The following is a 23774-nucleotide window of genomic DNA, read 5'->3' as shown; positions in this document are numbered from 1 at the left end:
GGCCCTTGAGGGTGATCAGGGAGCGGATCACGGCCTCGCGGTAGGGGCCCTGGTAGGTGCACTGCGCGGCCCACTCGTGCCAGAAGTCGGTGGTGCGGGCGAGTTGGTGGTCGGGGCCGACGATGGGTGGGGCGCCGCGGTGGGACTCGCGGTAGGTGAGGACGAACGCGGTCCATTCGCCGGCGGTGACGGTGAACTCGGTGGTGAGGGTGGCGTTCGTGTCGGCGTGGTGGTGGGCGCTGTCCAGCCATATCGCGTCGGGACCGGCGACCGCGGTCAGTCGGTGCGGGGTGCCGGGTGCGGTGTCCGGGCGGGTGATGGCGGGTCGGGTGCGGCCGTAGCCGAAGCGGGGCCGCAGGGTGGAGCGCACCCGCACGGTGCCGGTGAGACCTTCGACGATGCGGACGATGCGGGGCACCGGGTCGGCTCCGGCACGGACGGCGGCGGGCATGAAGTCGGCCACCCGGACGGTGCCGCCGGGGGTGTCCCACTCCTGTTCCAGGATCAGCGAGTCGCCCCGGTAGCGGCGGCGGTCGGCCGGGCGCGGGAGGTCGGTGGCGGGGGCCAGGTTCCAGGCGCCGTGGTCGTCGGTGCCGAGCAGGCCGGCGAACACGGCCGGCGAGTCGAAGCGGGGGGCGCACATCCAGTCGACGGTCCCGTCCCGGTGGACGAGGGCGGCGGTCTGCATGTTGCCGATCAGGGCGTGGTCTTCGATCCGGCGTGCGTTCGGGTAGGCGTGGGCGTGCACGGGGGTCCTTAGGTGGGTGGGAGCGGCCGGCCGGGGCGCCCGGCCGTGATGGGTGGTCAGGTGGCGCGGCATGTGGGGCCGACCGTGGGCGGCGTCCCGGGCAGTGCCGGGTTGCCGTCGGCCTTCGGTGAGGTGGGTGTAGTGCCGCGAAGGTCGCTGGAACGTCGGCCGGGGCTGGTGCGGAGGGTGTCCGCCAGGAGCAGCACGCGGGAGACCGTGCGGCGCAGGGCGGGGGACAGCCCGTCCGGCAGGACGACCCGGTCCAGGGCGCCGCCCGGCGTCCACGGATCAGCGGTGCGCGCACCGGAGGTGTGGGCCAGGGCTCGGCGCAACGAGGGGTCGAGGGCGGCGAGGGTACTGAAGACGACGGCGGCGTCCGTGAGGTCGGTATGGGCGTCGCGGCGGCCGGCGGCGGCGAGTTCGAGCGGCCCGGGCAGTACGAGCAGGTCGGTCCCCGGGTGGGCGAGGCCGCGCTCCAGCGCGGCGAGTACCGTCCACGGCATCCGGCCGGGTGCCAGCAGCATCACCGCGTCCACCGGCGTCGACAAAGGCGAGCAGGTGGCGACGACGGCATGGCTGTCGCGGGCCAGGCGCGCGAGGATCTGCGCGCGCTCGTACGGGCTCTGGGCAGCGGTCAGACACACGACCGGACGGGGTCCGCGTCGGCGCAGCGGATCGGGCAGGGTGTCGGCCCGGGCGGTGAACCTGCGGGCGGTGGCCTCGTCCGGGCAGTACACCGCGACACGGCCGATCCCGGGCCGGGCCGCGACGTCGAGGGCAAGGCGGGCGGCGGCGTCCAGACGCCCGGTTCCGCTGCTGGGCCGTGCCGGGGCGCTGAGCGGCAGCTCCAGGCGCCAGCCGCGGGCGGTGGCCGGGCCGAGTTCGCACAGCCGGCCGTACCGGGGGCCGGGACGGGCGGTCCACAGCTGACCGGCCTGGTCGACCATCGAGGCGACGGTGGTCTGCAGCAGACGCCGTGCCGCCGGGACAGCGGCGTCCGACAGCAGGTCACCGGCTGCTGTTCCGGTGGCCTGGAGTGCCAGGACGTCTTCGACCAGCAGCAGCTGCCAGGGCCCGAGCCGGTGCGCGCGGTGCGCGTCGGCGACGACCTCGGCGCCCGCGAGCGTGGCCACGGCCAGCGCCGGCCCCGGCTCGCGAAGTTCGCGCGCCACGGCGACGGGGTCTGCGTGCAGCGTGCTGCCGGCCGGGGCACGACCGACTGCGACGCGCTCGCCGAACCCGTGAACCCCGACCAGCCGGGCACCGGGCGCCGCGGAGGGCTGCCAATGGGAGAGCGCGTGGGCGATGTCGCCACCTTGCAGAATCACCAGTGCACGGGCGGCGGCGCCGACGGCGTGCCGGGCCTGGACGGTGAGCGCGGTGCGCGGCCCGGTCATCAGCAGCCGCGCGGCCCTCCCGGTCCTGGCCGGCGTCTGCGGTACCTCGGCCCGGTGGTGGGCCGGGTACGCGGATGCGGTCTGTACCGCGGTCACCGGGTTCCTCCCGGTCGCCGGGACCTCACGCGGCGGGGGGTGGTGCGGACGTGCATCCACTGCGCCGCGATGTGTAGTTGGCTGATGCTCGTGTGGGCGGGCGCTGCGCGGTGGGCGAGGGTGTCCAGGGCGAGCCCGGCATCCGCTGCGGCGGCGCCGGTGCGGTAGCGGACGCCGTCGGCGGCGATGTCGACCACCAGCAGGCTCCTGGCAGTCGTGGTGATCTCGATGAGAGAAGTACCCGTGTGCGGGCCCTCGACGAGGCGCAGGTCCACCTGCTTGGAACGTGCGAGTTCGACGAGATGGACGAGCTGGGAAGCGGCAGTTGAGGGGCCACCCGTGGGCTGATGAAGGATCGCCTGGTCCAGGTATGCGGTCCGGCGCCCGGCCGACGTCGGCACCGTGGTCGCGAGGGCGGCGAGGGCTACGCGTTCGGCATCCGGCACGGTGGGCGGCACCGTCCTGATCCAAAAGGTGTGGTGGTCGGTGGTGCGCAGTCCCAGCGGGATCGCACTGCCGCCGCCGGCCCGCCAGCCCGTGGCACTGTTCAGCGCACCGGCCAGCCGGATGGCCCAGCCGGGCATCCGATCGGTGACGGTGTCGGCATCCGTCCGGGCCAGGGTCAGAAGCGACTTGAGCTCCACCTCGGCACCCACCGCGGCCAGCACTGTGGCGAGCCGCTTGTGGGACGGGACCGCCCGACCGTCCCGGAAGGGAGCCAGCTGGTCCAGGGTCAGGCCGCTGCGGGCGGCCAGTTGGGGCCAGGTGAGGTCGCAGGCGGCCAGCAGGCCGGCCAGGCGCCCGCGGACTACGGCCGGTCCTGGCAGGTGGGAGTGCATGGTGCCCGGCTGGGTGCCGAGAGTGATCGACACAGTACTCACGCCCCCTTCCCGGCGAGGTCGCGGGCGGCGTCCTCGAGCAGCGCGAGGTGATGGCGGGGCACGCCGGGGCCGGACTGGATCCAGGGCGAGGCGGAGCCGGCCGGGTGCTGCCTGGTCCGCTCGGCCAGGGCCGGGTCCAACAGCGCGCAGGCGCGCACCAGGCCGGCGGCCCGCTGCGTGGCGCCGTCCTGCCCGCCGCTCGCAAGGTGGTCGCCGGGCAGGGGGACGACGACCATCAGGGGACGGGCGGCGTCTGCGCTGTCGCGTGCGAGGAGCGCCCACTCGATGGCCTCGGCCGCCATCTGTTCGTCGGCGGACTCCAGGACGAGCAGAGCGTCGGCTCCCGTGGCGGGCACCGGCTCGCACGTGATCAGCACGAGGAGGCTCGCGCCGCCCGCGGCGAAGTGCCGCACCGCGCCGTGGCGCTCCTCGGCTCCTGTGCCGGGGGTGATCACCCCCGTCCACAGGGAGGCTGGGCGCTGCCATTCGGTCAGACCGGCGGCCACGGCGTCGAACGCCGTGGCCAGCTTCCGGCTCTGCTCTGGCGTCGCGCACACGACCTGGAGGCGGCGCAACCCGTGGCGGGGCGCTGTTTCCAGGACGAGGCCCGCCACGTCTGCGGGCGCTGGCGCTGCGGTTCCGGGCGGCGCGGCGGCGGCCAGCAGCCGGTGGCCGCGCACCCGCCCGGTCGCGGCGGCCCCTGCGGCGGAGCGTGCGACCGTGACCGCGCCGGCGCCCTCGGGCAGCCGGTGCGGCGCGGTGGAGGTCAGGAACAGGCGTGCGGCGGCGGGCAGGACCTCGTCGGCACACACCTGCCATCCCGGCGCGCCTCGTCGGCCGGTGCGGTCGGCGTCGGCGATCAGGTCCCAGCGTGCGGCGCCGGGCGTGCGGTGGAGGGCGGTGACGAGGGGCAGTGCCTCGGGCGTGGCGACGACGGTGGCCGGCTGTGTGGTGCCGGCGAGGTCGAGCAGGGCACGTAGCGAGGACACGGCCGGCAGCCCTTCGGTCAGGGCCTTGCGTCCGCCCCGGAGCCGGTCGGACAGCCGGAGGCCTGCCAGAGCGCCGGAGTGCCGCCGGGCGGTGCCCCACTCCTGCATCGCGAACTCCCACGCGGGCCCGGACGGGGCGACGACCAGGATCCGGGTCGTGCCGAAGCGGGCGTGCGCGACCGCCGTCGCCACCTGTTGCTGCTCGGAGCGGGGGATCTGCGCGGCCGCCCGGCGCGGGGCGCCGGCCAGTACGGCGGCGATCGCCTCGACGGCCGGGCGCAGCGCCTCCGGGAGCACCGGGATGGGAAGGGGCAGGCGGGTGTCGGGGCGGATGTCCCACGGGCGGATGGTCCCGCGGTGCGCGGCGAGAGCGGTGGCCTGCTGGAGGGTGGCGACCTGCAGGTCGTCGAGCAGGCGCCGGATGCGTACGTTCACCGTGCCGGCCGTCAGCCCCAGTTCGGCGGCGGCCTCCCGGGGGGTGCGGCGGGCGAGGAGCCTCAACAACGCCTGGGCGGGCCGGCCGAGGTCGGCCGGATTCTCTCCGTGGAGGGACAGCACCCCGCAGGGGACCAGTTGCGCGGCCGTGTAGGCGGCGGCGAGCTGAGGACGCGTGAGCAGGGCGTTGCGCTGCATCAGTCCTTCGGCGGCCCGCCGAACCAGCTCGACGGGCAGGCGCTGGCCGGCGGCGATCTGCTCCACCGTGCCGGGCCCGCACAGCAGCGCCGCCCAGTCCAGGGAGTCCGTGTCGGCGGTGAGCGTGCGCGCGATCGCGGCGGTGTCCTTCGTGTTCCGCCGGGCGGAGGCGGACGGGAAAGGGAAGACGGGGATGGCGGTGTGGTTCATGCGGTGTCCCGGGAGGAGGTGGAGGGCAGGGGCCGGTTCGAGGGCGGTCCGGACGGCAGGGCGGCGGTCCGCCGTACGGCACGCCAGGCACTGAGCCGCAGGCCCGTGGGAGACAGAAGGTCAGGGTGGAGAGTGTCGGTGGCACGGGCACGCTCGGCGGTGTCGCGCATCTCCTCGGCCACGGTGGTGTCCGCCCACGCGCAGACCGCCCGGGCACGCTGCTCATCGGCGCCGGCGGGCAGCGGCAGCGCCAGCTCCAGGCCAGGCCAGCCGCCGCCGATGGTGCGGGCGCGACGCAGGTCCTTCTTCAGGTCCGGGTCGAGGGCGGCGAGGGCGGCGGTGAGCGTGGAGAGGGCCTCCCAGCGGCCGTGCGCGGTGCTGTCGGCGACGATGAGCAGCAGCGGGCGCTGTCTGCCCGGGTCGGCGGGGGTGAGCGCTGCTTCGACGATGGCGGCGGTTCGGGCTGCGGGCAGTTCACCGGTGGTGTGGATGACGGCGTCCGCGTCCAGGCCTGCGGGCAGCCGGTCGCCGGTCACCAGCACCCGCAGCTGGTGCGGACCGTGCCGAAAGCGCGACACCACCGCGCTGTGTTCCGCGTCATGGCCGGCGGGTAGGACGTCGACCTGGACCCCGCCGTCGTGACGGCCGTCGCCGTCGGTGATCGCCTTGGCGAGCCGTGCGGCGTCCCGATCGTTCGTGCCGTGGACGACCACCCGCGCCAGGTGGTGGGTGCTCGCCAGGGCGAGGACCAAGTCGCCTAGGCCCTCGCCCCGCGGGCCTGGTGCCGCCGCGGCCGCAATGCGGTAGGGACGCAACCGCGCCGCCTCGACGGCCTGGCGTGGCGTCAGCTTGGCGGTGATGGGGCCGGTGGTGTACGGATCGCAGCCTTCGTGGCGCGTGCGGCCGGTGGCTGTGAGGCGAGGTGTGGACGTCAGCCGGAGCACGGCGCGCACCGGTGGGCACGTCGGGTGACGGCCGACCCGTTCCCCCACCTGTGGCAGGTGGTCGTCGAGCGCGATCGAGAGATCGAAGGGACGGCTCGGGTGGGCGGCGGCCAGGATCTCCAGGCCCGCGGGTGTCGTGATGACGGTGGCGGGCAGGGTCGTGCCCACCAGACGGCGCATCCCCCGCAGGCTGGTGACGACGGAAGCCCCCGGCGGCGTGGGCGGGCGGCCCGGCCGCTCGGCTTCAGACCGTGTCAGGAGGACGACGACGTGCCCCGCCTCGCTGCGCGTCGCGGCCAGCGTCGCCACGTCGCTGGTCCAGTGCTCGCCGTACGGGGTGACGGCCAGGACCCGCGTGCCGGCGCCGGCTTCGCGGCCGGCGACGGCGCGGGCGAGCCCGGCCTGTTCGGCGCGCGGCGCCACCACCAGCGCCCGGCCCGTGTCCGCCAGCGCACACCGGGCACGGTCGACAAGCGTCGCCAGGTACGCGGGCGGCGGCGCGGTGACGTTGTACTCGCGGTCGGGATACACGTCGGCCGGACGCACGATCCCGGCCAGACAACCCAGGCCGACGACCTGGTGGACGCCGGCGAGACCGGTCCTGGCCAGCAGGTCGGTGCGGTAGTTGCTGACAGTGGCCCGGGAGGTACCGAGCTCGGCCGCGATGTCGGCGGTGCTGTAGCCCGCCGACAGACGCAGCAGCACCAACTGCTCGGGGCCGAGGTCCCCGATGGTGTCGAGGCCCGGTGCGCCGAGGTTGTGCGCCGTCAGGTGGCCCGCCAGGGTGTGGGCGGCGACCAGTGCGGTCCGGGACCGGACGTCGGCCGCCCTGCGCAGGCGGGTCAGGGCGCCCGTCACCTCCACGACGTCGCAGCCGAGCTGCTCGGCGATCTCCTCGGCGGTCAGCGGTCCCGCCATGCGCCGTGCCCAGGCCTGCGACGCGGCGTCGTCGAGCGGAGCGGGCGCACCGGCAGGGCGAGCCATGGCGGTGTTCATCGGGAACCTGCCCGGTCCCGCTCGGCCGCGACGTCCTCGATGGTGCCGGGTGCGCACAGGACGGTGGCCCAGACGATGGAGCCGTCGGCGGGGACGGTGGCCCTAAGTCCGGCCGCACGCTCCTCGCGCGTCGGTTCCGGGGTGGGTGGGATGCGGTTCATGGCGGTGTCCTGGTGAGGGTCGGTGGTGGCCGGGCGGCGATGTGGGCGATGGCTACCGGGGATGGACGGGGATTGCCGTGGTCACCACGCGGGGCGGATGCTCGCCGCGGCGGTGAGCTCGGAGGCCGTACGCCGCAGCATGCTCAGGCTCGGTTGCGGGTCCAGTGCCCGGGTCGCGCAGCGGTCGACGAGGCGGCGGAGTTCTTCGGCTGAGTCCGATCCGCCGATTCGGTAGTGCGCTCCGTGGTGCTTGACCTCGACGACCAGCACGGTGCCGACCGGGCCGGGAAGGAGGAGTTCGACCAGTTCGGTGGTGGGATGGCCGCCGCTGGCGGCTGTCGCGACCTGGACCCGTACCTCGGTGCTCTCGGCGAGATGGACCAGGTGCCGGATCTGCCTTGCCAAGCCGGGACTGGCGCCCTGGCGCAGGACGGCTTCGCCGAGGACCACCGTCCACGGCGGACCGTCCGTGAGAACGGTGCGCGACAGCGGTGTGGTCAGGGCGGTGCGATCCGCAGGGCTTACCTCGTCCATGAACTGGGCGACGGCGGCGCCGTAGGTGCGGGTGCGCAGCCCGATCGGGACGACCAGGGCGGCACTCGCCCGCACCCGCTCGGCTGTGCCGGCGACCAGCATCAGGCGCCCTGCCCATCCGGGTTGGCAGTCCGCGAAGGCCGCGCGGCTTTCCGGATACGCCGTCAGCTGCGCGGCGATAGCGATCAGGCCCGGCCAGTGGTCGCTCGTCTCCGGGGTTGCGTAGGCCGCGAGCAGTCCAGCGGTCTGGCTCGGGCTGGGGACAGCCAGGCCGGTCTCGACGCGCCGAAGGTAGTCAGCTGAGCAGCCGGCCGTGGTCGCGCCATGGCGCAGCATCCGGTCGGCGCGGGCGGTTCGCAGGCACAGCCCGAGCAGGACGGCGCCCGCCGCTCGGCCACCGCGGCCCAGGGGTTCCGGGCCCGGAAGGCCGGCAATGTCACGCATCGAGCGTCGCCTCGACACTCTGCCGTCCGGTGACGGTGCCCGGGTTCGCGGCGGGCAGCGGCGTGGGCATCCGCACCGGGCCGGTGGGGGATCCGGTGTACGGCGGGGCGGTCGAGGTGACCAGGTCGCACGGCACGGTGGAGCTCCAGGGGAGTAGTCAGCGGGTGACGGACGCACGCGGACGGGGCTGCTGGGGGTAGGCGGCGGCGACCTGGCGGGCGAGATCGGTGTGGCCGGCCTGCTCAAGGTCGGCGGCGAGATCGACGATCGTGCAGCCGTGCAGGACGGCTTCCTGGGCGGCGGCGACCAGCCAGCCCACCCGCGGGTCGTCGTAGGCGATGGCGGCGCTCCGGAAGGGAATCGGACCGTCCGGGGAGGGTCGGTAGAGGGTGCCGCGGTACCCGAACTCGACGTCCGGGTCAGCGACCCGCACCGCGGTCCAGCCCTTGACCAGGTGGCGGCATGCCAGCACGGAGTAGGCCGCGCCCTCCAGCGACAGCGGCGGGTGCAGCGTCCTGACGCCCTCCGGCCAGCCAGCCGGTATGTCCGCGCGGGACCAGGCGTCTTCCAGAAGGAAGAGCACCCCCAGCTCGTTCTCGTCCGCGTCGGCGTAGGTCACCTGGCAGCGCAGGTCGTCCAGGCATTCGCCCTGCCGCCTCGCGTGGGTGTAGCGGTAACGGGGCGCACCGTCCGGGTTCGCGGTGAGCCGCTCCCACAGGACGCCGCGACGATCGCGGTCCTCGTCCCGCTCGTCGGCGTAGCCGATCCCGACCGATACCCCGTGGCCGTTGGTCGTGTAGACGACCGGGGGCCTCTGCGGGGCCTCGCCGTGGCGGATCGTCACGTACGGCACGGGGGCCTGGTCCACGGGCAGCGGAGCGCGTCCCATCAGGCCACCGCCGGCATCGGCAGGGCGGCCGGCGCGACAGCTGGAGTACGAGGCGTCGCTCGCTGCGGCGCGACCGGCATGGGCGCGCACGGCGGTGTCCGAGACCAGCACCGCGACGGGAAGGCCCCGCGCGTCGGCGGTGCGCTGCACCGGATCCGGCATCGCGGCCGGCGGTACGAGGGTGTCGGTCACGCCGTGCCCCTCTGGTAGCGGGGCTGGGCGCCCTCACCGAGCACGGAGAGGGCGCCTCCGTCCTCGAACAGCAGGGTCCCGTTGCACAGGATCATCCAGCCCTGCTCAGGGTGGGACATCATGATCTGGGCAGCGGCAGCGTCGGGTGCTTCCGGAATAGGGCAGTTCGGCTCATGCTGGCAGTTCAGGACGGTCACCAGTTTCTCCTCTCTCTCGACGTGCTGAAGGGGCGGTCAGCGACGCTGTGGCTGCCGCGGTGGGCACCGCCGGCCCGGGACGCCATGCGCGAAGTGCTCGGCCAGCGCGTTCGCGACGGCGGCCAGGTCGGTGGTCCCGGCTCCCGGCGGCACCAGCCAGTGGATACCCTCGTGCGGCGAGGCCGTCAGCGGCGGAATGTGGACGCGTGCCTCCGGGGGCATCGGGCGAACGCCGGGTGCCCGGGGCACCCGCTGGCGGAGGAACTCGCCGGGCGGCAGCAGGAGGCCGTGGTAACCGAGCCTGGTCGCGATCACCGGCCCGCAGTCCGGGCCGATTGCCGCCAGCACCGCTGCGGCGGGCCCGTCATCGATCCGCAGGACCTCGAACACCCGCCCGCACAGGAGACCGATGACGTGCGCCGGTAGCCACACCGGCCGGGCCGGAAACGACACAACCGCACTTGCTCCTTGCACGAGGTCCCTACCGCTTCCGCGCGACCGCGCCGTAGGCACCCGCCGCCCGAGCCAGCCGGGGACTGCCCGGCGCCAGCGAGGCGGACCACCGCTGAACGGGGACGACACCGGGCCCCAGCAGCTCCCAGCCGTCGAACAGCGCGGTGAACTCCTCCCGGGACCGCGCGAAGAACGGCAGCTGCATCGCGGTACGTCCCAGGACGCGCCGGCTGTCCCTGACGTCGTCCAGACTCCGGTGACTGATCGCCAGCAGGCTCCCCGGCGCCGCGACCTCCGTGTACGCGGCCATCACCCGGCGCGCGTCCTCGACCTCGTGCAGCACGTCGAACAGCGTCAGCGCGACCGGCTCACCCGACGAGATCAGCCCGCTGCCCAGCACCGCCCCCACCTCGGCGAGATCGGCACGCAGATGCCGGACCTCCGACGTGCCATTCCCCCTCAGCAGGGCACGGGCGTGCGACATCACGATCGGGTCCCGATCGACGTAGACCACCCTCGAACCAGGTGCAGCCAGCTCGTGGACCTCACCGAGCAACCGGTGATGGACCGATCCCGGCAATGCCCTGCCCCACCAGTGCGGCAACGACAACCCGCACCCGAGATCGAGGATCTGCATCGGACCACAGCTCCCGATCCAGGCCAGCACCGCCTTCCGGAAGGCCTTACGTTGCAGCGCGGCCCGCTGAGCCTTGGGCTCCCAACCCCACAGCAGGCCGACCTCCTCCCGATCCGCTGGAAAATTACCGATCCCACCCAGCAGGTAGTCCTCGACCCGCGCGGACTGCGGCCGGTGGAGATCCAGCTCGATCCCGCCGAACTCCTCCACGGCGTCCGGCTGCGCCACCTCATGGGCCGCGGTGATCATGCGGCACGCCCCGTTGCGGTGAGGCGAGCCGGGAGGCAGTGGACCTCATGGAAGGTCAAAGGGCCGCTCGCGTGCAGCGCCCAGCCCTGTTCGAGCGCGGCGAACGTTGTCTCGGTGTCCTGCTTCGAGGAGGTGGTGGGGGCCGTACCCTCGCGGGGAACGACCGGGACGTGGGGGTACACGGCGGGACTCCTTCGGGTTGATGGACGAGGCGCGATGGGACAGGTGGGCTGGTCAGCCGTGGTGGTGAGAGCGGCGACGCCGCCGGACGGGCTCCTGCCAGGTGGGACGCTCCGGTCGGCCGAAGGCGGCGACCGCCGCCGCGTACAGGCTCTCGGCCGTGGTGGTGCCCCCGGGCGGTACGACCCAGTGCAGGAACCGGCCCGAGGCGGCGGACAGCGGCGGCACCCTGATCGGCGTACCCGTCGGCAGCTGCCACGCCTTCGGAATGTCGCTGTCCACCCTCGTACCCCGGGGCAGGAGGAAGTCGTAGAAGTTGGCGGCGGGACTGGCGATCACCGGACCGCAGGTCCTGCCGAGCCGATCGGCGATCAGCGCGCCGGCCTCGGCTCCGCAGCGCACCGCCTCGAAATAGCGGCCGACGTCGACACGCCATGAGGCGGTGCCCGCCATCGGTACCCAGCTGGGCTGTACACCGAGGGCGTCCGGCGCCGTCCGGGAGCCGGTGGGGCTGAGCTGGTCGGCACCGCCCGAGGTGAACTGGGCTCGGGCGGGAAGGGCAGAAGCGGTCACTGGTGCACGCCTTCTGAAGTGGGGATGGGGGGAGCGTTGGTGGCAGTCAAGTCGAAGGTCCTCGAGGGTCCAGCCGGTGCGGCGGCCGCACCCAAGTCCCTTGGACAGCCCAGGTTTCGCCAACGCGGGCTGCCCAAGTGGGGTGCCGGCCGTCCCCGCCTCGTGCGGGCAGTAGGGACATGTGGGACTCACCCCCGGGGGTCGGCCGTCGAGGCCCGCTGCTGGCGGCTTCGGAGAACGAACCAACCGTGGCCCCAGCTGGGCGGACATCACCAGGCTGTTGGGTGGCCATCTGACGGCCATCTTCGGGCTGCGAACGCCGGAGATCGTCATCAATGAGAGTTATTTGTCCTAGTTTAGGATTCTGTACATGGCTGGCCGTAGGTGGAGATGTCCACCAGATGGCCACCCAACAGCCTGGTGGTGCCCAGCTGGCAGCAGGCACCGTAGGACCCTGGGTGACATCGGATCGCTTGCTGCGGGCGCGGGGCCCTCACCACGGCGACTGGCCCAAGTAGGCGGTTGACAGCGGATCAAGGAATCGATGGAGGAGATGTCGGTGGACGGCGTGGGTCCGCGATCTGGCCATCCTGAGCGCCTGCTTCACCCGGTGATGCGGGCATCCGCGCCCGGCCGGCACTTCCAGGACGGCGGCCCCCTGCTTGACGCACTCGCCCAGCCGCTCTGCCTGGATCTGGCGCCGCGACGTCTTGCACCTGGCCTTGCCGTACACCCCCTCGGCCTGGGCTGCCGGTCCATCGGCTCAGATATGACACCTCACGCGGTTCCCGACAGTGAGTGGCTCGACGGCATGCGGAGCGCCGTCGAGCACGGCGCGAACCTCTTCGACGTCGCCGACACGTACGGGGACGGACGCGCGGAGCGCCTGCTCGGTCAAGTGGTCGGGGAGTACGGGAGGCAAGGAGTCACGCTCAAGATCAGCAGCAAGGTCGGGCACCGAGGGACGGCGCCCCATCCCTACGCAGGACCTCACCTGAGGCATCAGCTCGAACAGAGCTTGGAGAACCTGAACGTCGAGCAACTCGACTTGTTCGCTCTGCCCTCCCATGACTTCGGGCCGGGCGACCGCTACCTGGGCCCGGCCGTCGAGGTCCTGCGAGCTATGAAGGACTTCGGAACGATCGGGGCAATCGGCCTGGTCGGACCATCGTCAGACCCTGCCGCCACGCCTAGCGCAGGCAGCCACGCGCGCTTCGATGAGCTGTTCGCCCTGATCCAGCCTGACGTCGTCATGCTTCCCTTCAACGCGCTGACGCCGCTCGCGCTCCTGCCAGGGGGTGGAAAGGGCGATCTGATCTCCCGTATCGCCGACAGTGACACCGGGGTGCTTCTCACCTCACCGCTGGCAGGCGGGCTCCTTGCGGGGGTTTCCTGCAGAAACCGTTTGCCGGCGCCGGGGAACGAGACGAGGAACGTCATCGCCCGCGTGCTCGCCCCGCTGCGTGAACGTCTCGGGGGCCACCCGGCGGTACTCGGTCAGGCCGCGCTGCGGTACTGCCTGTCCCGCGGGCGGAGCACGGCCGTGGTGGCCGGGTTCGGGCGTGCCGATCACGTCATGCTGAACTACGGTTGCCTCGGCCTGGACTTGTCGCCTGAGGACGAGGCGGCTGTCGAGGCCGCATATGCCACGCTGCGCGAAGAGCTCCAGTCGACGCGACCCGAGGTCGTACGGCAGTCCACGGCCGCTGGGTAGCCCACCCTGCCGGAACGCCGGCATACGGAACGGCCAGTGGGCTGACGCATCCACCCGTCAGACCAGGGCAACACGCCTGAGAGTTCGCCAGTGGTACTGCCGGCCGTGACGGCGCAGTTCGACGAGGTCGAGAGCACCGACGTCCAGCGCCACGGGCGCGAGTACACGCAGCGGTTCGACGGCGTCGATGAGCGGCCGGGCAGGTCGGGCTACAGGGTTGTACCCGATTCCGAGGTGCGGCCGGAACCGACCGGTCTCCGTTCCCCCGGGCACCCCGAGGCTGCGCCCTGCGAAGGTAAGCTGCTGGTGCAGGTGGACCAGGCCGGTCCAGGGGGAGACCGAGAATCGGACCGCTCCGCGTGAGCCACTGAGCGGATGTGCGGCCAAGGCCAGGCGAGGCAGCTCCAGGCACTCCACCTGGCGCGCCAGCGCGTCGACGGTACCTGTCGGCACGTCGGCGGTGTTGCCGATACGCAGAACGGTGAGGTGCAGGCCCTCTGCCGGCGTGAGGTCGAGGGCCAGGTGCTGAAGAGCTTGCTGGCACTGCACCGCCCGCTCGGCCAGATCGTGGTTGTCACCGAAGGTCAGCATCCAGTACAGGCGACGGGTGCCGTCGTCCCAGCCCGGCCGCTCCCAGTGGTTCACGAGACGGTCGAGCCCAGCGTAGGCATCCCAGTCGGTGCGCGCGATGGCGTTCGCATCGGCGAGGTCCGTCGGCGGCGCGCAGGGGAACGCCGCGGAGTCAGGCAGCAGGGCCATGATCGCTTCCTTCGGCGACTCAGGCGGCGCCCGGGGCCCGGGTGCTCCCGGCGACCGTACCGGCGGACGGGCTGGCGCGCCAGGCCCGAAGACGCTCCGCGTAGTCGCCGACGACGGGTTCATCCCTCCAGCGTTCGGTGCGTTCGTAGAGCTCGAAGCCGCGCAGCCACACGGAGCGGATCGGGGGCGTGGTGCCCGAGCCCAGCGCCTGCTCTCCGCGGCACATCGCCATCTCGAGGTCCGGCTTCGGCTGCTGGAGCAGGGCCGTGGCGGTGTCCAGGCCCACCAGCGCGCGGCTCCAACCGGAGTCCGAACTGGCCAGCATCGGCTCGAGGTCCCTGGCTCGGTCGAGAACCTGTTCGGTATCCCCGATCGCCAACTGGGCGGTCACCACGTTGGCCAGCGCCCGGGCGGCTGAGTACGGCTCGAACGCGATGCACGGAGTCAGCCCGGGAGGGACGTTGTGGCGGTCCAGGAGGTTCAGGCCCTGGTCGATGGCTTCGAGCGCCAGCTGGTGGCGTCCGGCCCGGGCGAGGGCCCGGGCCCGGCCGTTGATCAGTAGGCGGATCGCCTGGGGGCTGCCTGGAGCGATCGCGACCCCGGCGACCGCCGCTTCGTCGGCCAGGCCGTACTCCCCCTGGTAGTAGTACCCGAGGGACCGCGTGCCGAAGGCCCACATCTGCAGGTCGCGGTCACCGATCTGGTCGGCGAGCTCCAGCGCCTCAGTGCTGTATGCCTGGGCCTCCGTCGGTCGGTCGGCGTTGGTCGCCATGTAACCGAGGAGGCCGGAAACCCGGCCGGCGAGGCGGAACAGCTCGGTTTTGACCCGGGGAGGCTGGTGCCCGGCCAGCAGGGTATGGAGCATGCTGCGCAGCAGTTTGGCCTCGCCGACCAGCTGGTGCGGCCCCAGACGCTCGTAACGCTCCACGATCCCCGTGATCGCGCCTGCGGCCATCGCGAGGATGGCGGGGTCCGCGTTGGAGGCTGTCAGGAGCCGGGTCTGCTCCCGAACATGCTGAGGATCGTCGAACTCGAGGACAGGCGGGCCGACATCAGGCAGCGTTTCGCCGGAGCCGACAAGGGGGAGCCCGAGGGAGTCCGGGTCGACCATCTCGAAGATCTTGTCGACGGACATGTTGAACAGGTGCTTGAGGACCAGACCGAGTGCGATGGTCGGGGCACTGCGAACCCCAGCCTGCATCCATCGGTCGAAAGTCTTGCGACTGGCCGTGGCCGTGGCCAACGATGGCCGCCCCTCCCTCTCGGCCGCAAGGCCGGCAGCCCTGGCGAAGTGGGCGTCGAACTTCTCGAAGGGCTCCAGCCCTCGCTCCTTGACGAGAAGCCGGAATCTGGGGATCAGTTCACCCATGACCTTCTCCTAGATGCTGGCGGGCCATCGAGAACGCCCGGAGAGCCGAACGTGACCCACGTTGATCGAGCACGCGGCAACCGCACGGGCACGCTTCGTCGGACACCAGAATGTCCGTCATATCGTCCTGCAGCAACGCGTTTCACCAAATTGATGGCGCAAATTGCACCCAGGCCGCTTGTCCATGTAGGGCAAGCCCGGGAAGACTGACGCCATGCCCACCAGACAGACCACAACCTCGGCTGCCCGCAAGGAACTCGGCGAGCTGCTGCGCCGCCTGCGCATCCGGCGGGGCATGACCGGGGTCCAGGTTGCCGAGGCCACAGGAATCGACCCAGGTACCCTCAGCCGGTACGAGAACGGGCGTCGCAAGATCGAGCTGCTGATCGTCAAGACGCTGCTCGACCTGTACGGCGCTGACGAATCCGCACACCGGGCTGCTGTCGCCTTCTGGGAGGCAGACGCGAAGACCGAGGCCAGGCCCTCGTGGTGGCGACGGGGCTTCACCGTGCCTGAGGACTTCGGCCAGTACCTCGCCGAGGAACAGGAAGCCCGGCTGATCCGCTCTGTGGAACCCCACCTGCCTCCTGGCCGCTTGCAGACCGAGGAAGTTGCCGCTGCCGTCATCGCCGGCCTCCGCCCGGACCTGTCTGCCGAGGCGGTCACAGGACTGGTCGATCTCCGGATGCGCCGTCAGGCCGAGACTCTCGAAGCCGACCAGGAAATCCTGCTCGGATCAACAGTCCTCGACCTTCCCGGGCTCTCGGCCGGTTCCGCGATCCTGCAGCTCGAACGGCTACTCGAAGGATCGCAACAGCCTGGCATGTGCATACGCGTGCTTCCGGCGGGCCTTTCCTACAATCCTGCACTTGCCGTGCCATTCGTCCTCATGGTGCCGCCCGTAGGCCGCACCTCCGCCTGGGTCGAGCTCATGGACCGAAGCATCCGCCTCCCCGATGCGGCAGTCGAGCGCTACCAGGCTGCCTTCTCCGTGACCGCCTCACACGCTCTCAGCCCCTCCGCCACACAAGACCACCTCGCTCAGCTGATCAAGGACCGCAAGTGACCTTCGCCGCTCCATCGTCCCCATCCTGCGCCTTGCTCGACCTGCGCGGCCTGACCTGGACGAAGTCCAGCCACAGCGGCGGCGGAGGAAACTGCGTTGAGGTCGCTACACGCGGCTATCAGCGATATGTCCGAGACTCGAAGGATCCGGATGGCCCGGTGCTTACCTTCACCCAGCAGGTGTTCATCCGTTTCATCGCCGTTGTGGTTGCTGGCGAGTACGACCACGTAACCGAACCGCCTCTTCGGGTACCTGGACTCTGAGCCGGCAGACGGGTAGGGGTGCGCCTGCCGACTTGGCAGTTGCACCCCTACCTGCCACTCCTGGCCTTCCGGCCCGGCGCCGCGGGTTGGCTCTGGTAGATACGAGGCAGGTACCGCCCGGGGAACAGCACATCAGTGATCTTCGTGTGGAAAGTCGAGACCGACGAGCCTCTCTACCTCACCGTCAAGGTCCCCACGTAATAGCCGCGGTGCCTCGTTGTCCCAGGGCGGGCCCCTCCTGTCGGCGTTCGGACCTCCGGGGCGGTGCCAAGGGCAGGGGCTCTGGTGCTGCGCAGATCCCTCGTCTCCGGGCCCCGCCGACGCCGTCCCGCGAAACCCAGGACGCCGTCTCCGGGCCCCGCCGACGCCGTCCCGCGAAACCCAGGACGCCGTTCCCGAACCACCACAGGCGGGGCGCCTGCCGAAGCGGTGTGGACCGGTGAGCCAGAGGCCCGCTCTGACGCGGACCGCGGCAGGAGGGCCCGGCACCGATGCTGAGCCGCAGTCCGCCGACGGGCGTCTGTACCCGCAGCGGCAGCCGGGGTCACCCGACGTCAGAGGTCGCCGCTGTAGCTCGCGGCGTCACCGGCCCCCTCGTACGGGCCGTAATCGCTGCCGGTGCGGGCGACGGTCTCCCGGGCCCCGCGCCTGCCGAGCAGCGCGGCCTGGGCGGCGAAGTCCGGCAGCAGCAGGCGCAGCACCTGCACGACCTCGGCGCCTGTGCCCAGGAAACCCAAGGCCATCAACTCGCCCGCATCTACCTGACCGAGGCCCTGCGCCGACGCACCGAGCTGGGCAGCCGACGTGACACCGGGGTCTCCCGCGTGGCGCTCGCCGTCACCTGCCACCACCTCGGAGACTCCGACACCGCCCTGGGCCATCTGTCCACCGCGCACCGTGAGTTGACCGCCACAGGAGACGGCCTGAACGCCGGCCGCGCCCGCGCCTGGCAAGGCCGCATCCACGCCAGCCGGGACGAGCACGCCCAAGCCGCCACCGCGCTCGCCCGGCATACCTCCTGCTGCTCCTGCGGGTGATCGAGCTGTTCCTCAGCTGACCCCGGGAAGCAGCAGGCGCCTCAGCTAGAGACTGAGGCGCCGGGTGTTGCTGGACCGCTGAAGACCCTGACCCCGGTACGGACTTGCACTCCTGCGGGGGAGGAACCTTCCCCATGTCCGCTCAACCGCGGAATGGTTAAGCCGCAGTCTACACTGTCCGCCGGGTAGGTGCTCGTCCTCGACAACCACCGCTACCTGCACGGCCGCGCGGCGTTCACGGGAGAACGGCTACAGTCTCGGGCGTGCCCGTGGTGGCCAGGCCTCTCACGTTCTTCCGCCCGATGTGCATATTCGCTGGTCAAAGGCCTGAGAGGAGGCACGCGACTCCCTAATGGAAGGGCTCTGGGCCCATCATCCGATTAGTCGTTCGTGACCCCAGCTGACCGCAGGGGCCTCGGTCTGTGCAGGAGCTCGGAGGCGTCCCGGGGAAGTGAGAGGTGCACCCTGCGGCGGGCTCGGACCACGAACATTCGATCACTCGCTCGGCGGTGGTCGGCTGACGACCGGGGCCAACTCTCTCTTGAGTGCTCAGGGGCCCAGGGGTCGTCTATGGCTCACCGGACGTCAGCTGACCACCGCCGAGGTGAAGCCGGCGGCCGCGCTCTGACATGAGGTCTCTGTGGGACCGGGAGGCAGGTAGTGGTCCGCCGGCTTCGCTCCCCATTAGGAGGCAGGCGTCCCAGCGAGTCGCCGGGGCGGCGCTGGTGGCGCCTTCCAGGAAGGCGGGCCCGGCCGAGGGGAGGAGCCGCCGGGCCTGGGCGTCGGGGTCGGTGTGCGGGGGGTGGGTGGTGTCCAGCAGCAGGGCGGCGGCGGACCGGAGCCGGGCCGCGTTGCGTGCGGTGGCGTCGGCGGCGGCGCGGTGGGCGATGTGGGCGAGGCCGGCGTAGCCGTGGCAGAGCGAGAGGTCGGTGGTCGCGGCCAGCGATGGCGGGTCGAGGAGGGCGGCGGCCATGGCGGCTTCGGCGTCCTGGCGCAGGCGGGTGTCGCCGAGGGCGATGGCGGCGAGCTGCTGGGCGTGGGTGAGGCCGGCGGTGCCGCCGCACCAACGAGTACAGGCTTTCGACATTAATGTCACCACTGTGTCGCGCAAGAACCTGGCGCCGCCATGGGCATCGCCGACCAAGCCACCCGATCGCCCAGCTGAACGATTTCGGTCATCGTCCCCATCGCATCCTCATGCTGTCGCTGTCGTGAAATGGCAGCAGCGGGCCCCGAGGTCCGGAACCCGCTGCTGCTCGGCAGTGCCCGTCCGGCATCAACCGAATGTCGGGACGATCTTCTTCTTGCCGCCCTCTACCTTCCAGGAGATGCGGGCGTCGAAGGTCTTGCCCTTGGCCGAGACGAAGCCCGTGCCCTGGATGGTCTTGCCTGCCGCCAGGTCCTTGCGCTGAGCGTCGGTGAAGGTCACCTGGCACCAGGACCGAGGCGGCTCGTCTCCGGAGCCGAGATCAGAGGTGATCTTCTTTGCCTTCGTGTCCCAGCTGACCTTGCAACCGAAGACCTCGCCCGTCCGCGCGCTGACGAAGTCGTCGATCTCCAGTGACTGGCCAGCCAGAAGCGCTGTGACCTCCGCCGGCGTGAACGTCCGACCAGACCACTTCGTCGGCCTGTCCAGCACCTCCAGCTGGAACCCGACGAACTTGCGGCCCCTGAAGTCGCCGACGCCGAGCGCACCGGTTGCCGTGAAGGGTTTGTCCTCCTTCGACCTCGCCTCGAACGAGATCCTCTCGCCCGCGAGCAGCTTCGCCACCTCGTCATCGCTGAACTTGTGGCCCGACCACACCTTCTTGAAGGCGACCTTCTTCGGGCCACCTGGAGCGGCCTGCCACACACCCTCGGCGCGGGCGGCGCCGACCTGCTCCTTCAGGCCCAGCTCGGCGCGCATGGACGTGGCGTTCTTCGTCATCGTGGCGATGTCCTCGCGCACCCAGTCGGCGACGACGGCCAGGCGCTCCTCGGCGGTCGCCGTCCCGGCGGCGATGTCGCGCATGTCGGCGTAGACCTTCTCGGTGAGCCCGAGATCGCCGATGCGCGTGCCGGGCAGGAGCCTCCAGCTCATCTCGCCGGCCTGCGCCAGCCTGAGCTTCCGGCCTTTCTCGGTCAGCAGCGGATACTTCGCCCTGTCGTTGGTGACGTCCGAGTACGTCGACGTGCGGGTCGCGCCCGTACCCACGTCGCGCTTCTCCAACTGCTTCATGAGCCACTTCATCGTCGGGTGCTCGGGGCGCTTGTTCGCACCCTCGAAGATGAACGGCTCAGCGTTCCGGCCCAAGCTCTTGCCGGACTCGTTCCCGTCGTCCTCGGCCGGGCCGTCGCCGCCGTCCGGATCGAACACGGCGCGCCAGCCGGGGCTCCTGGGCACGTTGGCGATGCCGACGAAGTCCGGGTACTTCTCCACATGGCCTTTCTGCTGCTCGTAGAGGTAGTCCTCGGCGAGCATGGCCAGATAGCTCTTCGCGAGCATCTCGTAGATGAGCCGCCCGGCCTTGCCGTACTTGCGCTCGACCTCGTCCAGCGACGAGGGCACCTTCGGACCCGGACGGTTCGCGCCGTGAGCGCCCTGGGGCTTCACATGCGTGGAACGAGGCCGGCGGCGCGTCAGAAGCCCGGCGTCGACACCGACGACCGCGGCGATCTTGTCGACCAGCGGCGCAAGGTCCTTGAACTGCTCAGGTGTGATCGTCTTGTCCTCGGTACGCGGGTACGAGACAACCTGCTCCTCGTACATCTTCTGGTAGGTCGAGAGCGTCAGGTTCGCCTTCACGCCCTTGCCGACGAGCATCGAAGACAGGGAGGCAAGGTCGAGCAGCTTCGGCGGCGCGGTCTTCTTGTCCGCCTTGCTGTCCAGGACGACAGCGGAAGCGCGGTACTGCTGCGGCACCTGGCCCTTCAGGTCGAACCGCGACTCGTCCGGATTCGTATACATGACGTCGTTCTCGTCACGGAAGCGGTTCTGGAAGAACGGCTTCTTGACGTAGGCGTCGTAGTCCTTCTGCTGGTCGCCGACGAGAGAGACCATCGCCGACTTCAGCCGGCCCTGGCGCAGCACGAGGTCCTGGCCGGACTGGCGGCCCATCGCCGTGGCGATACGGGTGAACTGCATCGAGAGGAAGTCCCACTGCGAGCGGTACATCGCCTTGCGGTAGTCGCTCTCGTCCTGCATGGACTTCACAGGCCGGCGCCGCTCGAAGGCCTTCTGGATCGATGCCTTCGACTCATCGGTGAACTCCATCCGGCTGAACCGCTTGCCATGGAAGCCGAGTTCGTCGATCGCCTCCCAGAAGAGCAGGTCGCCCTCGCCGGACGGATCCAGGTCCGTGGCGATGACGATTTCGTCGCCGCGGCCGAGCGCGCTGCGCAGCGTCTTGATGACGTCCGCGACGTTCTTCTGCGGCTCGCGCTTCCACGTCAGATCATCGGGATCCCAGGGCAGATTGCTCAGGTCCCACTTCTGATAGGCGTCTGCGAGCGAGGGGTCCACCATCGCGTGCGGCTGGGTGAACTCATAGAGATGGCCCCGCAGGCTCGCCACCTCATAGGCCGTGCCCTTGTAGCTGCCCTTCGCCCCGCCGAGGGCGCCGGCCATGTTCCTCGCTGCGCTCGGCTTCTCCGCCACCACGATCGCGACCATGCCTGACTCCTTATCGTCATCGACTCATAGGCGAGTTCGATTCTACTCGAAAGAGGTGGTCGAATGGGAGTCGAATGGCTATTTAGGGAGATCCTTGGATGGTGCTGCGGGTGTGCAGAGAAAACCCGGAACTGGCGGGCTCTACGGGCAATCGCCGCTCGTCGAAAAAAGACGAAGACCCCCGAGAACAGACTTCTCGGGGGTCTTCGTCCGCCGAGCGCTACTACCGAGTCGGCATCGCCACACCGAGCCGGACGCGGTACACCCGCAGCACCTTGTCGAGCGTCTCGAGCCCTTCAGGGTGCTTCAGGCCCTCCTCCAGCTCCTTCAGCCGGATGGGCCGCACTCCGGCTAACTCGGCGACCTGCTTGCGCGTCGCCCGCCCCCTGAGCTTGATCGGCAGATCCGGCAGGTCTGCTGCGAGGTCCTCGAACATCCGGAACTTCTCCCGCTCACCCATGCGCGTGTGGCCGAGGTGAATCGAGCCACAACTCTCCTCGCACCTGAGTTCTTCAGAGTCAGTGGGAGCTGCCTCCTCGCCGAGATCGGGAGCCGGCTCCGTCGACAGCGTCCCGCGGCCTGCAATGGCGTGAGCTGAGCAGATGCCCCTTCCAGTTGCTGCTTTGAGGCTCGGAAGGTAGCTCCCGGCCTCGTCGAAGTCCTGGCTCTGGATCACGTCGATGAACTCAGCTGCAGAGAGCTACTCGTCCACTGCCCGTAGTTTCGCCAGTTCTTGGCCGTCAACACCGCACCCGATCCACCCCACCAGCCCGGCCTGTTAGGGCATCATGACCGCCATGACGGACACGAGCGACGACCAGGTCGTCATCGAAGTGCAGAAGACCTATGGCGACCAGGAGCCCATCACGGTCCGCATCGAGGTGCCGGACGACCGAGCTGATGTCCACGCCCGGCTCTCGCCGCAGGGACGCGGCCCGCGCACCGAGGCCGGCGTCTCCTTCGGCGAGAGCCTCGGCAACGGCGAGGCCGACAGCGACCTCGGCCGGACCGCCGCCGTCGAGCTCCTGATCCGCAACGGTGTCTGGATGGACAACCACCAGGAGATCGAGCCGTATGTCAGCTGGTCCGCCGACGGTACCAGCGCCGTCCTGCGCTGGTACCACCTCAACACCTGGGCCAACACCCCCGCCGCCGACCGGATCTCGCCCTCGGTCGCCGCCGTCCTCCGCCTCGCCTGCGCCCTCGCCCTCAACACCCTCGGCCTCGAACGCCTCGACCACGACAACGCCCGCCTGGTCATCCGCGCCGTCGAACGCGTCGTCCTCCGCGACCACCAGCCCGGCGCCGCGCGGTGAGCACCGAGACCCCGGCGCTCACCGCGGCTGAACACTCCCTCATCGAGTACCTACGAGAGATGGCCGCCCTCATACGCCCCACGGCCCGGCCCGTCGTCGAAGGGTGGGCGTACACCTCGGCGTACGACCTCCTGTTCCGCGCAGGCAGGATTTTCACTCAGGCACCACTGCCCGACGGCACCGAGATGATGATGATCGGCCACTGCTTCACCAACGCCGTCCAGTTCGTGGAGAACCACGACCACCTCGACCTGACCTACGTCGAGGGCTTCGCCTCCTTCCCCGTCAGCGACCGCGAGATCCACACCGAACATGCCTGGGCCTCCGACGAAACGCACCGGGCATTCGACCCCACGTGGCCCCACGGCCCCGGCCACGCCTACATCGGCCTGCCCATCTACGACATCGACCTCGTCCCCCACCCGTTCTGGGGCAACGGCATCCTGAAAACGCCCAACGCCCTGCGGCCGATCCTGCGCAACGGCCTCGACCCCGACCAGCTCGCCGACATCGGCCGCCCCCTCCCGCCGCTCACCGACCGCGCCTGAGCACCCGTCGGCCACCGGCTAGACTCCCTGCCGGGCGCCGCAGCCCAAGGCCGCCGTCCAGCCCGTGGCAGAGACGGCACACCAGGCCGGACCCGCGACGCGGCGAGCGGTCAACTTCCCTGACCGCCGCCAGCCTCGCCCTCTGGAGCGCGCTCGGCGAGAGCTTCCCGCCGTACCAGCAGATCCTGATGAGCCTGGAACTGCCGACCGGTGAAAGCGTCACCTGGTACACCTACAGCAGCGGCGGCCGCGATCTCGCCCAGAAGATCGACGAGCACGCGCGCGTCGTCGGCCTCGGCCTCGCCGACTGGCGAGCTCTCTCGGGCCGGCACGAGGCGGTGGACTACACCAACGGGCCCCTCCACGTCACCGTCTGGCACCTCGCCGCCGTCTTCGAGGACATCCTCGCGGGTCGGTGCGCGAGCCCGGAGGACCCGGGCCCGGGTCAAGGCCTCCATGCCGGACCTCCATCGAACTTGGCACGGCTTCCACGACAACACCGGCGCGTCAATCGCCCCGCCGACGAACATCGACTTCGAGAAGTGGGCCCTAAGGGCTTGCAGATGAACTACCCATCTTTTTATGGCTCGTGACGTCATGATGGTGCCATGGGTGTGGTGGAGGGGCTTGAGGCGTCGCTGGCGGTG

Annotated in this window: 25 protein-coding genes; 7 read left to right on the top strand and 18 right to left on the bottom strand. The window is 71.0% G+C overall.

All coding sequences use genetic code 11. The features are described 5' to 3' along the window. The 13 genes from ACIQVZ_RS39320 to ACIQVZ_RS39260 all read right to left on the bottom strand — a co-directional run. On the bottom strand, positions 1-688 hold a 688-nt coding region (locus ACIQVZ_RS39320), incomplete at its 3' end, for a trehalase-like domain-containing protein (protein ID WP_402457020.1). A 116-nt stretch (positions 689-804) separates the two neighbouring features. Further along, positions 805-2241 carry a hypothetical protein gene (locus ACIQVZ_RS39315; protein ID WP_402457018.1) on the bottom strand — a complete coding sequence of 479 codons (1437 nt, stop codon included), beginning with the start codon at positions 2239-2241 and terminating at the stop codon, positions 805-807. Beyond that, positions 2238-3122 (bottom strand): Scr1 family TA system antitoxin-like transcriptional regulator, encoded by an 885-nt coding sequence (locus ACIQVZ_RS39310; RefSeq protein WP_402457015.1) that lies wholly within the window; start codon positions 3120-3122, stop codon positions 2238-2240. Before ACIQVZ_RS39310 ends, ACIQVZ_RS39315 begins: the two co-directional genes overlap by 4 nt. Then, the gene (locus ACIQVZ_RS39305) at positions 3119-4954 is read right to left on the bottom strand and encodes a hypothetical protein (RefSeq protein ID WP_402457014.1); all 1836 of its coding nucleotides are present in this window, start codon (positions 4952-4954) and stop codon (positions 3119-3121) included. The genes ACIQVZ_RS39310 and ACIQVZ_RS39305 overlap by 4 nt, the downstream gene beginning before the upstream one ends. Continuing rightward, positions 4951-6882: a LuxR C-terminal-related transcriptional regulator gene (locus tag ACIQVZ_RS39300; protein ID WP_402457011.1), complete on the bottom strand. Its 1932-nt coding sequence runs from the start codon at positions 6880-6882 to the stop codon at positions 4951-4953. The genes ACIQVZ_RS39305 and ACIQVZ_RS39300 overlap by 4 nt, the downstream gene beginning before the upstream one ends. 8 nt (positions 6883-6890) lie before the next feature. Further along, the gene (locus ACIQVZ_RS39295) at positions 6891-7055 is read right to left on the bottom strand and encodes a hypothetical protein (RefSeq protein WP_402457008.1); all 165 of its coding nucleotides are present in this window, start codon (positions 7053-7055) and stop codon (positions 6891-6893) included. Positions 7056-7136: 81 nt separating this feature from the next. Beyond that, positions 7137-8033, bottom strand: coding sequence for a Scr1 family TA system antitoxin-like transcriptional regulator (locus ACIQVZ_RS39290; RefSeq protein ID WP_402457006.1), 897 nt, complete (start codon positions 8031-8033; stop codon positions 7137-7139). Beyond that, positions 8026-8169: a hypothetical protein gene (locus tag ACIQVZ_RS39285; RefSeq protein WP_402457003.1), complete on the bottom strand. Its 144-nt coding sequence runs from the start codon at positions 8167-8169 to the stop codon at positions 8026-8028. The genes ACIQVZ_RS39290 and ACIQVZ_RS39285 overlap by 8 nt, the downstream gene beginning before the upstream one ends. Before the next feature lie 21 nt (positions 8170-8190). Next, positions 8191-9114, bottom strand: coding sequence for a hypothetical protein (locus tag ACIQVZ_RS39280; protein WP_402457000.1), 924 nt, complete (start codon positions 9112-9114; stop codon positions 8191-8193). Then, the gene (locus tag ACIQVZ_RS39275; RefSeq protein ID WP_402456997.1) at positions 9111-9311 is read right to left on the bottom strand and encodes a DUF5999 family protein; all 201 of its coding nucleotides are present in this window, start codon (positions 9309-9311) and stop codon (positions 9111-9113) included. Before ACIQVZ_RS39275 ends, ACIQVZ_RS39280 begins: the two co-directional genes overlap by 4 nt. 36 nt (positions 9312-9347) lie before the next feature. After that, positions 9348-9764 carry a hypothetical protein gene (locus ACIQVZ_RS39270; protein WP_402456994.1) on the bottom strand — a complete coding sequence of 139 codons (417 nt, stop codon included), beginning with the start codon at positions 9762-9764 and terminating at the stop codon, positions 9348-9350. Positions 9765-9792: 28 nt separating this feature from the next. Continuing rightward, the gene (locus ACIQVZ_RS39265) at positions 9793-10650 is read right to left on the bottom strand and encodes an SAM-dependent methyltransferase (RefSeq protein WP_402456991.1); all 858 of its coding nucleotides are present in this window, start codon (positions 10648-10650) and stop codon (positions 9793-9795) included. Positions 10651-10884: 234 nt separating this feature from the next. Then, entirely contained in the window at positions 10885-11403 is a 519-nt protein-coding gene (locus ACIQVZ_RS39260) for a hypothetical protein (RefSeq protein WP_402456988.1), read from the bottom strand. A 544-nt stretch (positions 11404-11947) separates the two neighbouring features. On the opposite strand from ACIQVZ_RS39260, the gene ACIQVZ_RS39255 reads away from it, so the two are divergent. Next, complete coding sequence (locus tag ACIQVZ_RS39255; RefSeq protein ID WP_402456986.1) at positions 11948-13117, top strand: aldo/keto reductase; 1170 nt, start codon at positions 11948-11950, stop codon at positions 13115-13117. 57 nt (positions 13118-13174) lie between these two features. Here ACIQVZ_RS39255 and ACIQVZ_RS39250 read toward each other — a convergent pair whose 3' ends face one another. Both ACIQVZ_RS39250 and ACIQVZ_RS39245 read right to left on the bottom strand, forming a co-directional pair. Then, positions 13175-13876 (bottom strand): 2'-5' RNA ligase family protein, encoded by a 702-nt coding sequence (locus tag ACIQVZ_RS39250; protein ID WP_402456983.1) that lies wholly within the window; start codon positions 13874-13876, stop codon positions 13175-13177. 19 nt (positions 13877-13895) lie between these two features. Beyond that, positions 13896-15245, bottom strand: a complete 1350-nt coding sequence (locus ACIQVZ_RS39245; RefSeq protein WP_402456981.1) for a hypothetical protein — start codon at positions 15243-15245, stop codon at positions 13896-13898. A 214-nt stretch (positions 15246-15459) separates the two neighbouring features. Here ACIQVZ_RS39245 and ACIQVZ_RS39240 point away from each other — a divergent pair, with 214 nt between their 5' ends. The 3 genes from ACIQVZ_RS39240 to ACIQVZ_RS39230 all read left to right on the top strand — a co-directional run bounded on the left by ACIQVZ_RS39240 (position 15460) and on the right by ACIQVZ_RS39230 (position 17611). Beyond that, on the top strand, positions 15460-16311 hold the full coding sequence (locus tag ACIQVZ_RS39240; RefSeq protein WP_402456979.1) for a helix-turn-helix transcriptional regulator: 852 nt from the start codon (positions 15460-15462) through the stop codon (positions 16309-16311). Further along, a complete protein-coding gene (locus ACIQVZ_RS39235; RefSeq protein ID WP_402456976.1) occupies positions 16308-16574 on the top strand; it encodes a DUF397 domain-containing protein in 267 nt (88 codons plus the stop codon). Before ACIQVZ_RS39240 ends, ACIQVZ_RS39235 begins: the two co-directional genes overlap by 4 nt. 491 nt (positions 16575-17065) lie before the next feature. Further along, on the top strand, positions 17066-17611 hold the full coding sequence (locus ACIQVZ_RS39230) for a tetratricopeptide repeat protein (protein WP_402456973.1): 546 nt from the start codon (positions 17066-17068) through the stop codon (positions 17609-17611). A gap of 568 nt (positions 17612-18179) precedes the next feature. On the opposite strand, the gene ACIQVZ_RS39225 is transcribed toward ACIQVZ_RS39230, so the two are convergent. The 3 genes from ACIQVZ_RS39225 to ACIQVZ_RS39215 all read right to left on the bottom strand — a co-directional run bounded on the left by ACIQVZ_RS39225 (position 18180) and on the right by ACIQVZ_RS39215 (position 21939). Next, entirely contained in the window at positions 18180-18698 is a 519-nt protein-coding gene (locus ACIQVZ_RS39225) for a lanthionine synthetase LanC family protein (RefSeq protein WP_402456971.1), read from the bottom strand. A gap of 189 nt (positions 18699-18887) precedes the next feature. Then, positions 18888-21263, bottom strand: a complete 2376-nt coding sequence (locus ACIQVZ_RS39220; RefSeq protein ID WP_402456968.1) for a DNA topoisomerase — start codon at positions 21261-21263, stop codon at positions 18888-18890. A 223-nt stretch (positions 21264-21486) separates the two neighbouring features. After that, on the bottom strand, positions 21487-21939 hold the full coding sequence (locus tag ACIQVZ_RS39215) for a helix-turn-helix domain-containing protein (protein WP_402456967.1): 453 nt from the start codon (positions 21937-21939) through the stop codon (positions 21487-21489). Between the two features lie 121 nt (positions 21940-22060). Here ACIQVZ_RS39215 and ACIQVZ_RS39210 point away from each other — a divergent pair, with 121 nt between their 5' ends. The 3 genes from ACIQVZ_RS39210 to ACIQVZ_RS39200 all read left to right on the top strand — a co-directional run bounded on the left by ACIQVZ_RS39210 (position 22061) and on the right by ACIQVZ_RS39200 (position 23720). After that, on the top strand, positions 22061-22579 hold the full coding sequence (locus tag ACIQVZ_RS39210; protein ID WP_402456965.1) for a hypothetical protein: 519 nt from the start codon (positions 22061-22063) through the stop codon (positions 22577-22579). After that, a complete protein-coding gene (locus tag ACIQVZ_RS39205; protein ID WP_402456963.1) occupies positions 22576-23127 on the top strand; it encodes a hypothetical protein in 552 nt (183 codons plus the stop codon). The genes ACIQVZ_RS39210 and ACIQVZ_RS39205 overlap by 4 nt, the downstream gene beginning before the upstream one ends. Before the next feature lie 188 nt (positions 23128-23315). Next, on the top strand, positions 23316-23720 hold the full coding sequence (locus tag ACIQVZ_RS39200) for a hypothetical protein (RefSeq protein WP_402456961.1): 405 nt from the start codon (positions 23316-23318) through the stop codon (positions 23718-23720). Positions 23721-23774 lie beyond the last annotated feature (54 nt).

The organism is Kitasatospora sp. NPDC098663, from assembly GCF_044760075.1.
In the GTDB taxonomy this organism is placed as follows: domain Bacteria; phylum Actinomycetota; class Actinomycetes; order Streptomycetales; family Streptomycetaceae; genus Kitasatospora.
This window is presented reverse-complemented; position numbering and strand designations above follow the sequence as displayed.

Coding starts and splice junctions, on each gene's coding strand:
- ACIQVZ_RS39305 (WP_402457014.1), bottom strand. CDS start 4,954: ATGAACCACACCGCCATCCCCGTCTTCCCTTTCCCGTCCGCCTCCGCC.
- ACIQVZ_RS39300 (WP_402457011.1), bottom strand. CDS start 6,882: ATGGCTCGCCCTGCCGGTGCGCCCGCTCCGCTCGACGACGCCGCGTCG.
- ACIQVZ_RS39230 (WP_402456973.1), top strand. CDS start 17,066: ATGCTGAGCCGCAGTCCGCCGACGGGCGTCTGTACCCGCAGCGGCAGC.
- ACIQVZ_RS39265 (WP_402456991.1), bottom strand. CDS start 10,650: ATGATCACCGCGGCCCATGAGGTGGCGCAGCCGGACGCCGTGGAGGAG.
- ACIQVZ_RS39255 (WP_402456986.1), top strand. CDS start 11,948: ATGGAGGAGATGTCGGTGGACGGCGTGGGTCCGCGATCTGGCCATCCT.
- ACIQVZ_RS39220 (WP_402456968.1), bottom strand. CDS start 21,263: ATGGTCGCGATCGTGGTGGCGGAGAAGCCGAGCGCAGCGAGGAACATG.
- ACIQVZ_RS39290 (WP_402457006.1), bottom strand. CDS start 8,033: ATGCGTGACATTGCCGGCCTTCCGGGCCCGGAACCCCTGGGCCGCGGT.
- ACIQVZ_RS39210 (WP_402456965.1), top strand. CDS start 22,061: ATGACGGACACGAGCGACGACCAGGTCGTCATCGAAGTGCAGAAGACC.
- ACIQVZ_RS39240 (WP_402456979.1), top strand. CDS start 15,460: ATGCCCACCAGACAGACCACAACCTCGGCTGCCCGCAAGGAACTCGGC.
- ACIQVZ_RS39225 (WP_402456971.1), bottom strand. CDS start 18,698: ATGTCGAAAGCCTGTACTCGTTGGTGCGGCGGCACCGCCGGCCTCACC.
- ACIQVZ_RS39250 (WP_402456983.1), bottom strand. CDS start 13,876: ATGGCCCTGCTGCCTGACTCCGCGGCGTTCCCCTGCGCGCCGCCGACG.
- ACIQVZ_RS39245 (WP_402456981.1), bottom strand. CDS start 15,245: ATGGGTGAACTGATCCCCAGATTCCGGCTTCTCGTCAAGGAGCGAGGG.
- ACIQVZ_RS39295 (WP_402457008.1), bottom strand. CDS start 7,055: ATGAACCGCATCCCACCCACCCCGGAACCGACGCGCGAGGAGCGTGCG.
- ACIQVZ_RS39200 (WP_402456961.1), top strand. CDS start 23,316: ATGAGCCTGGAACTGCCGACCGGTGAAAGCGTCACCTGGTACACCTAC.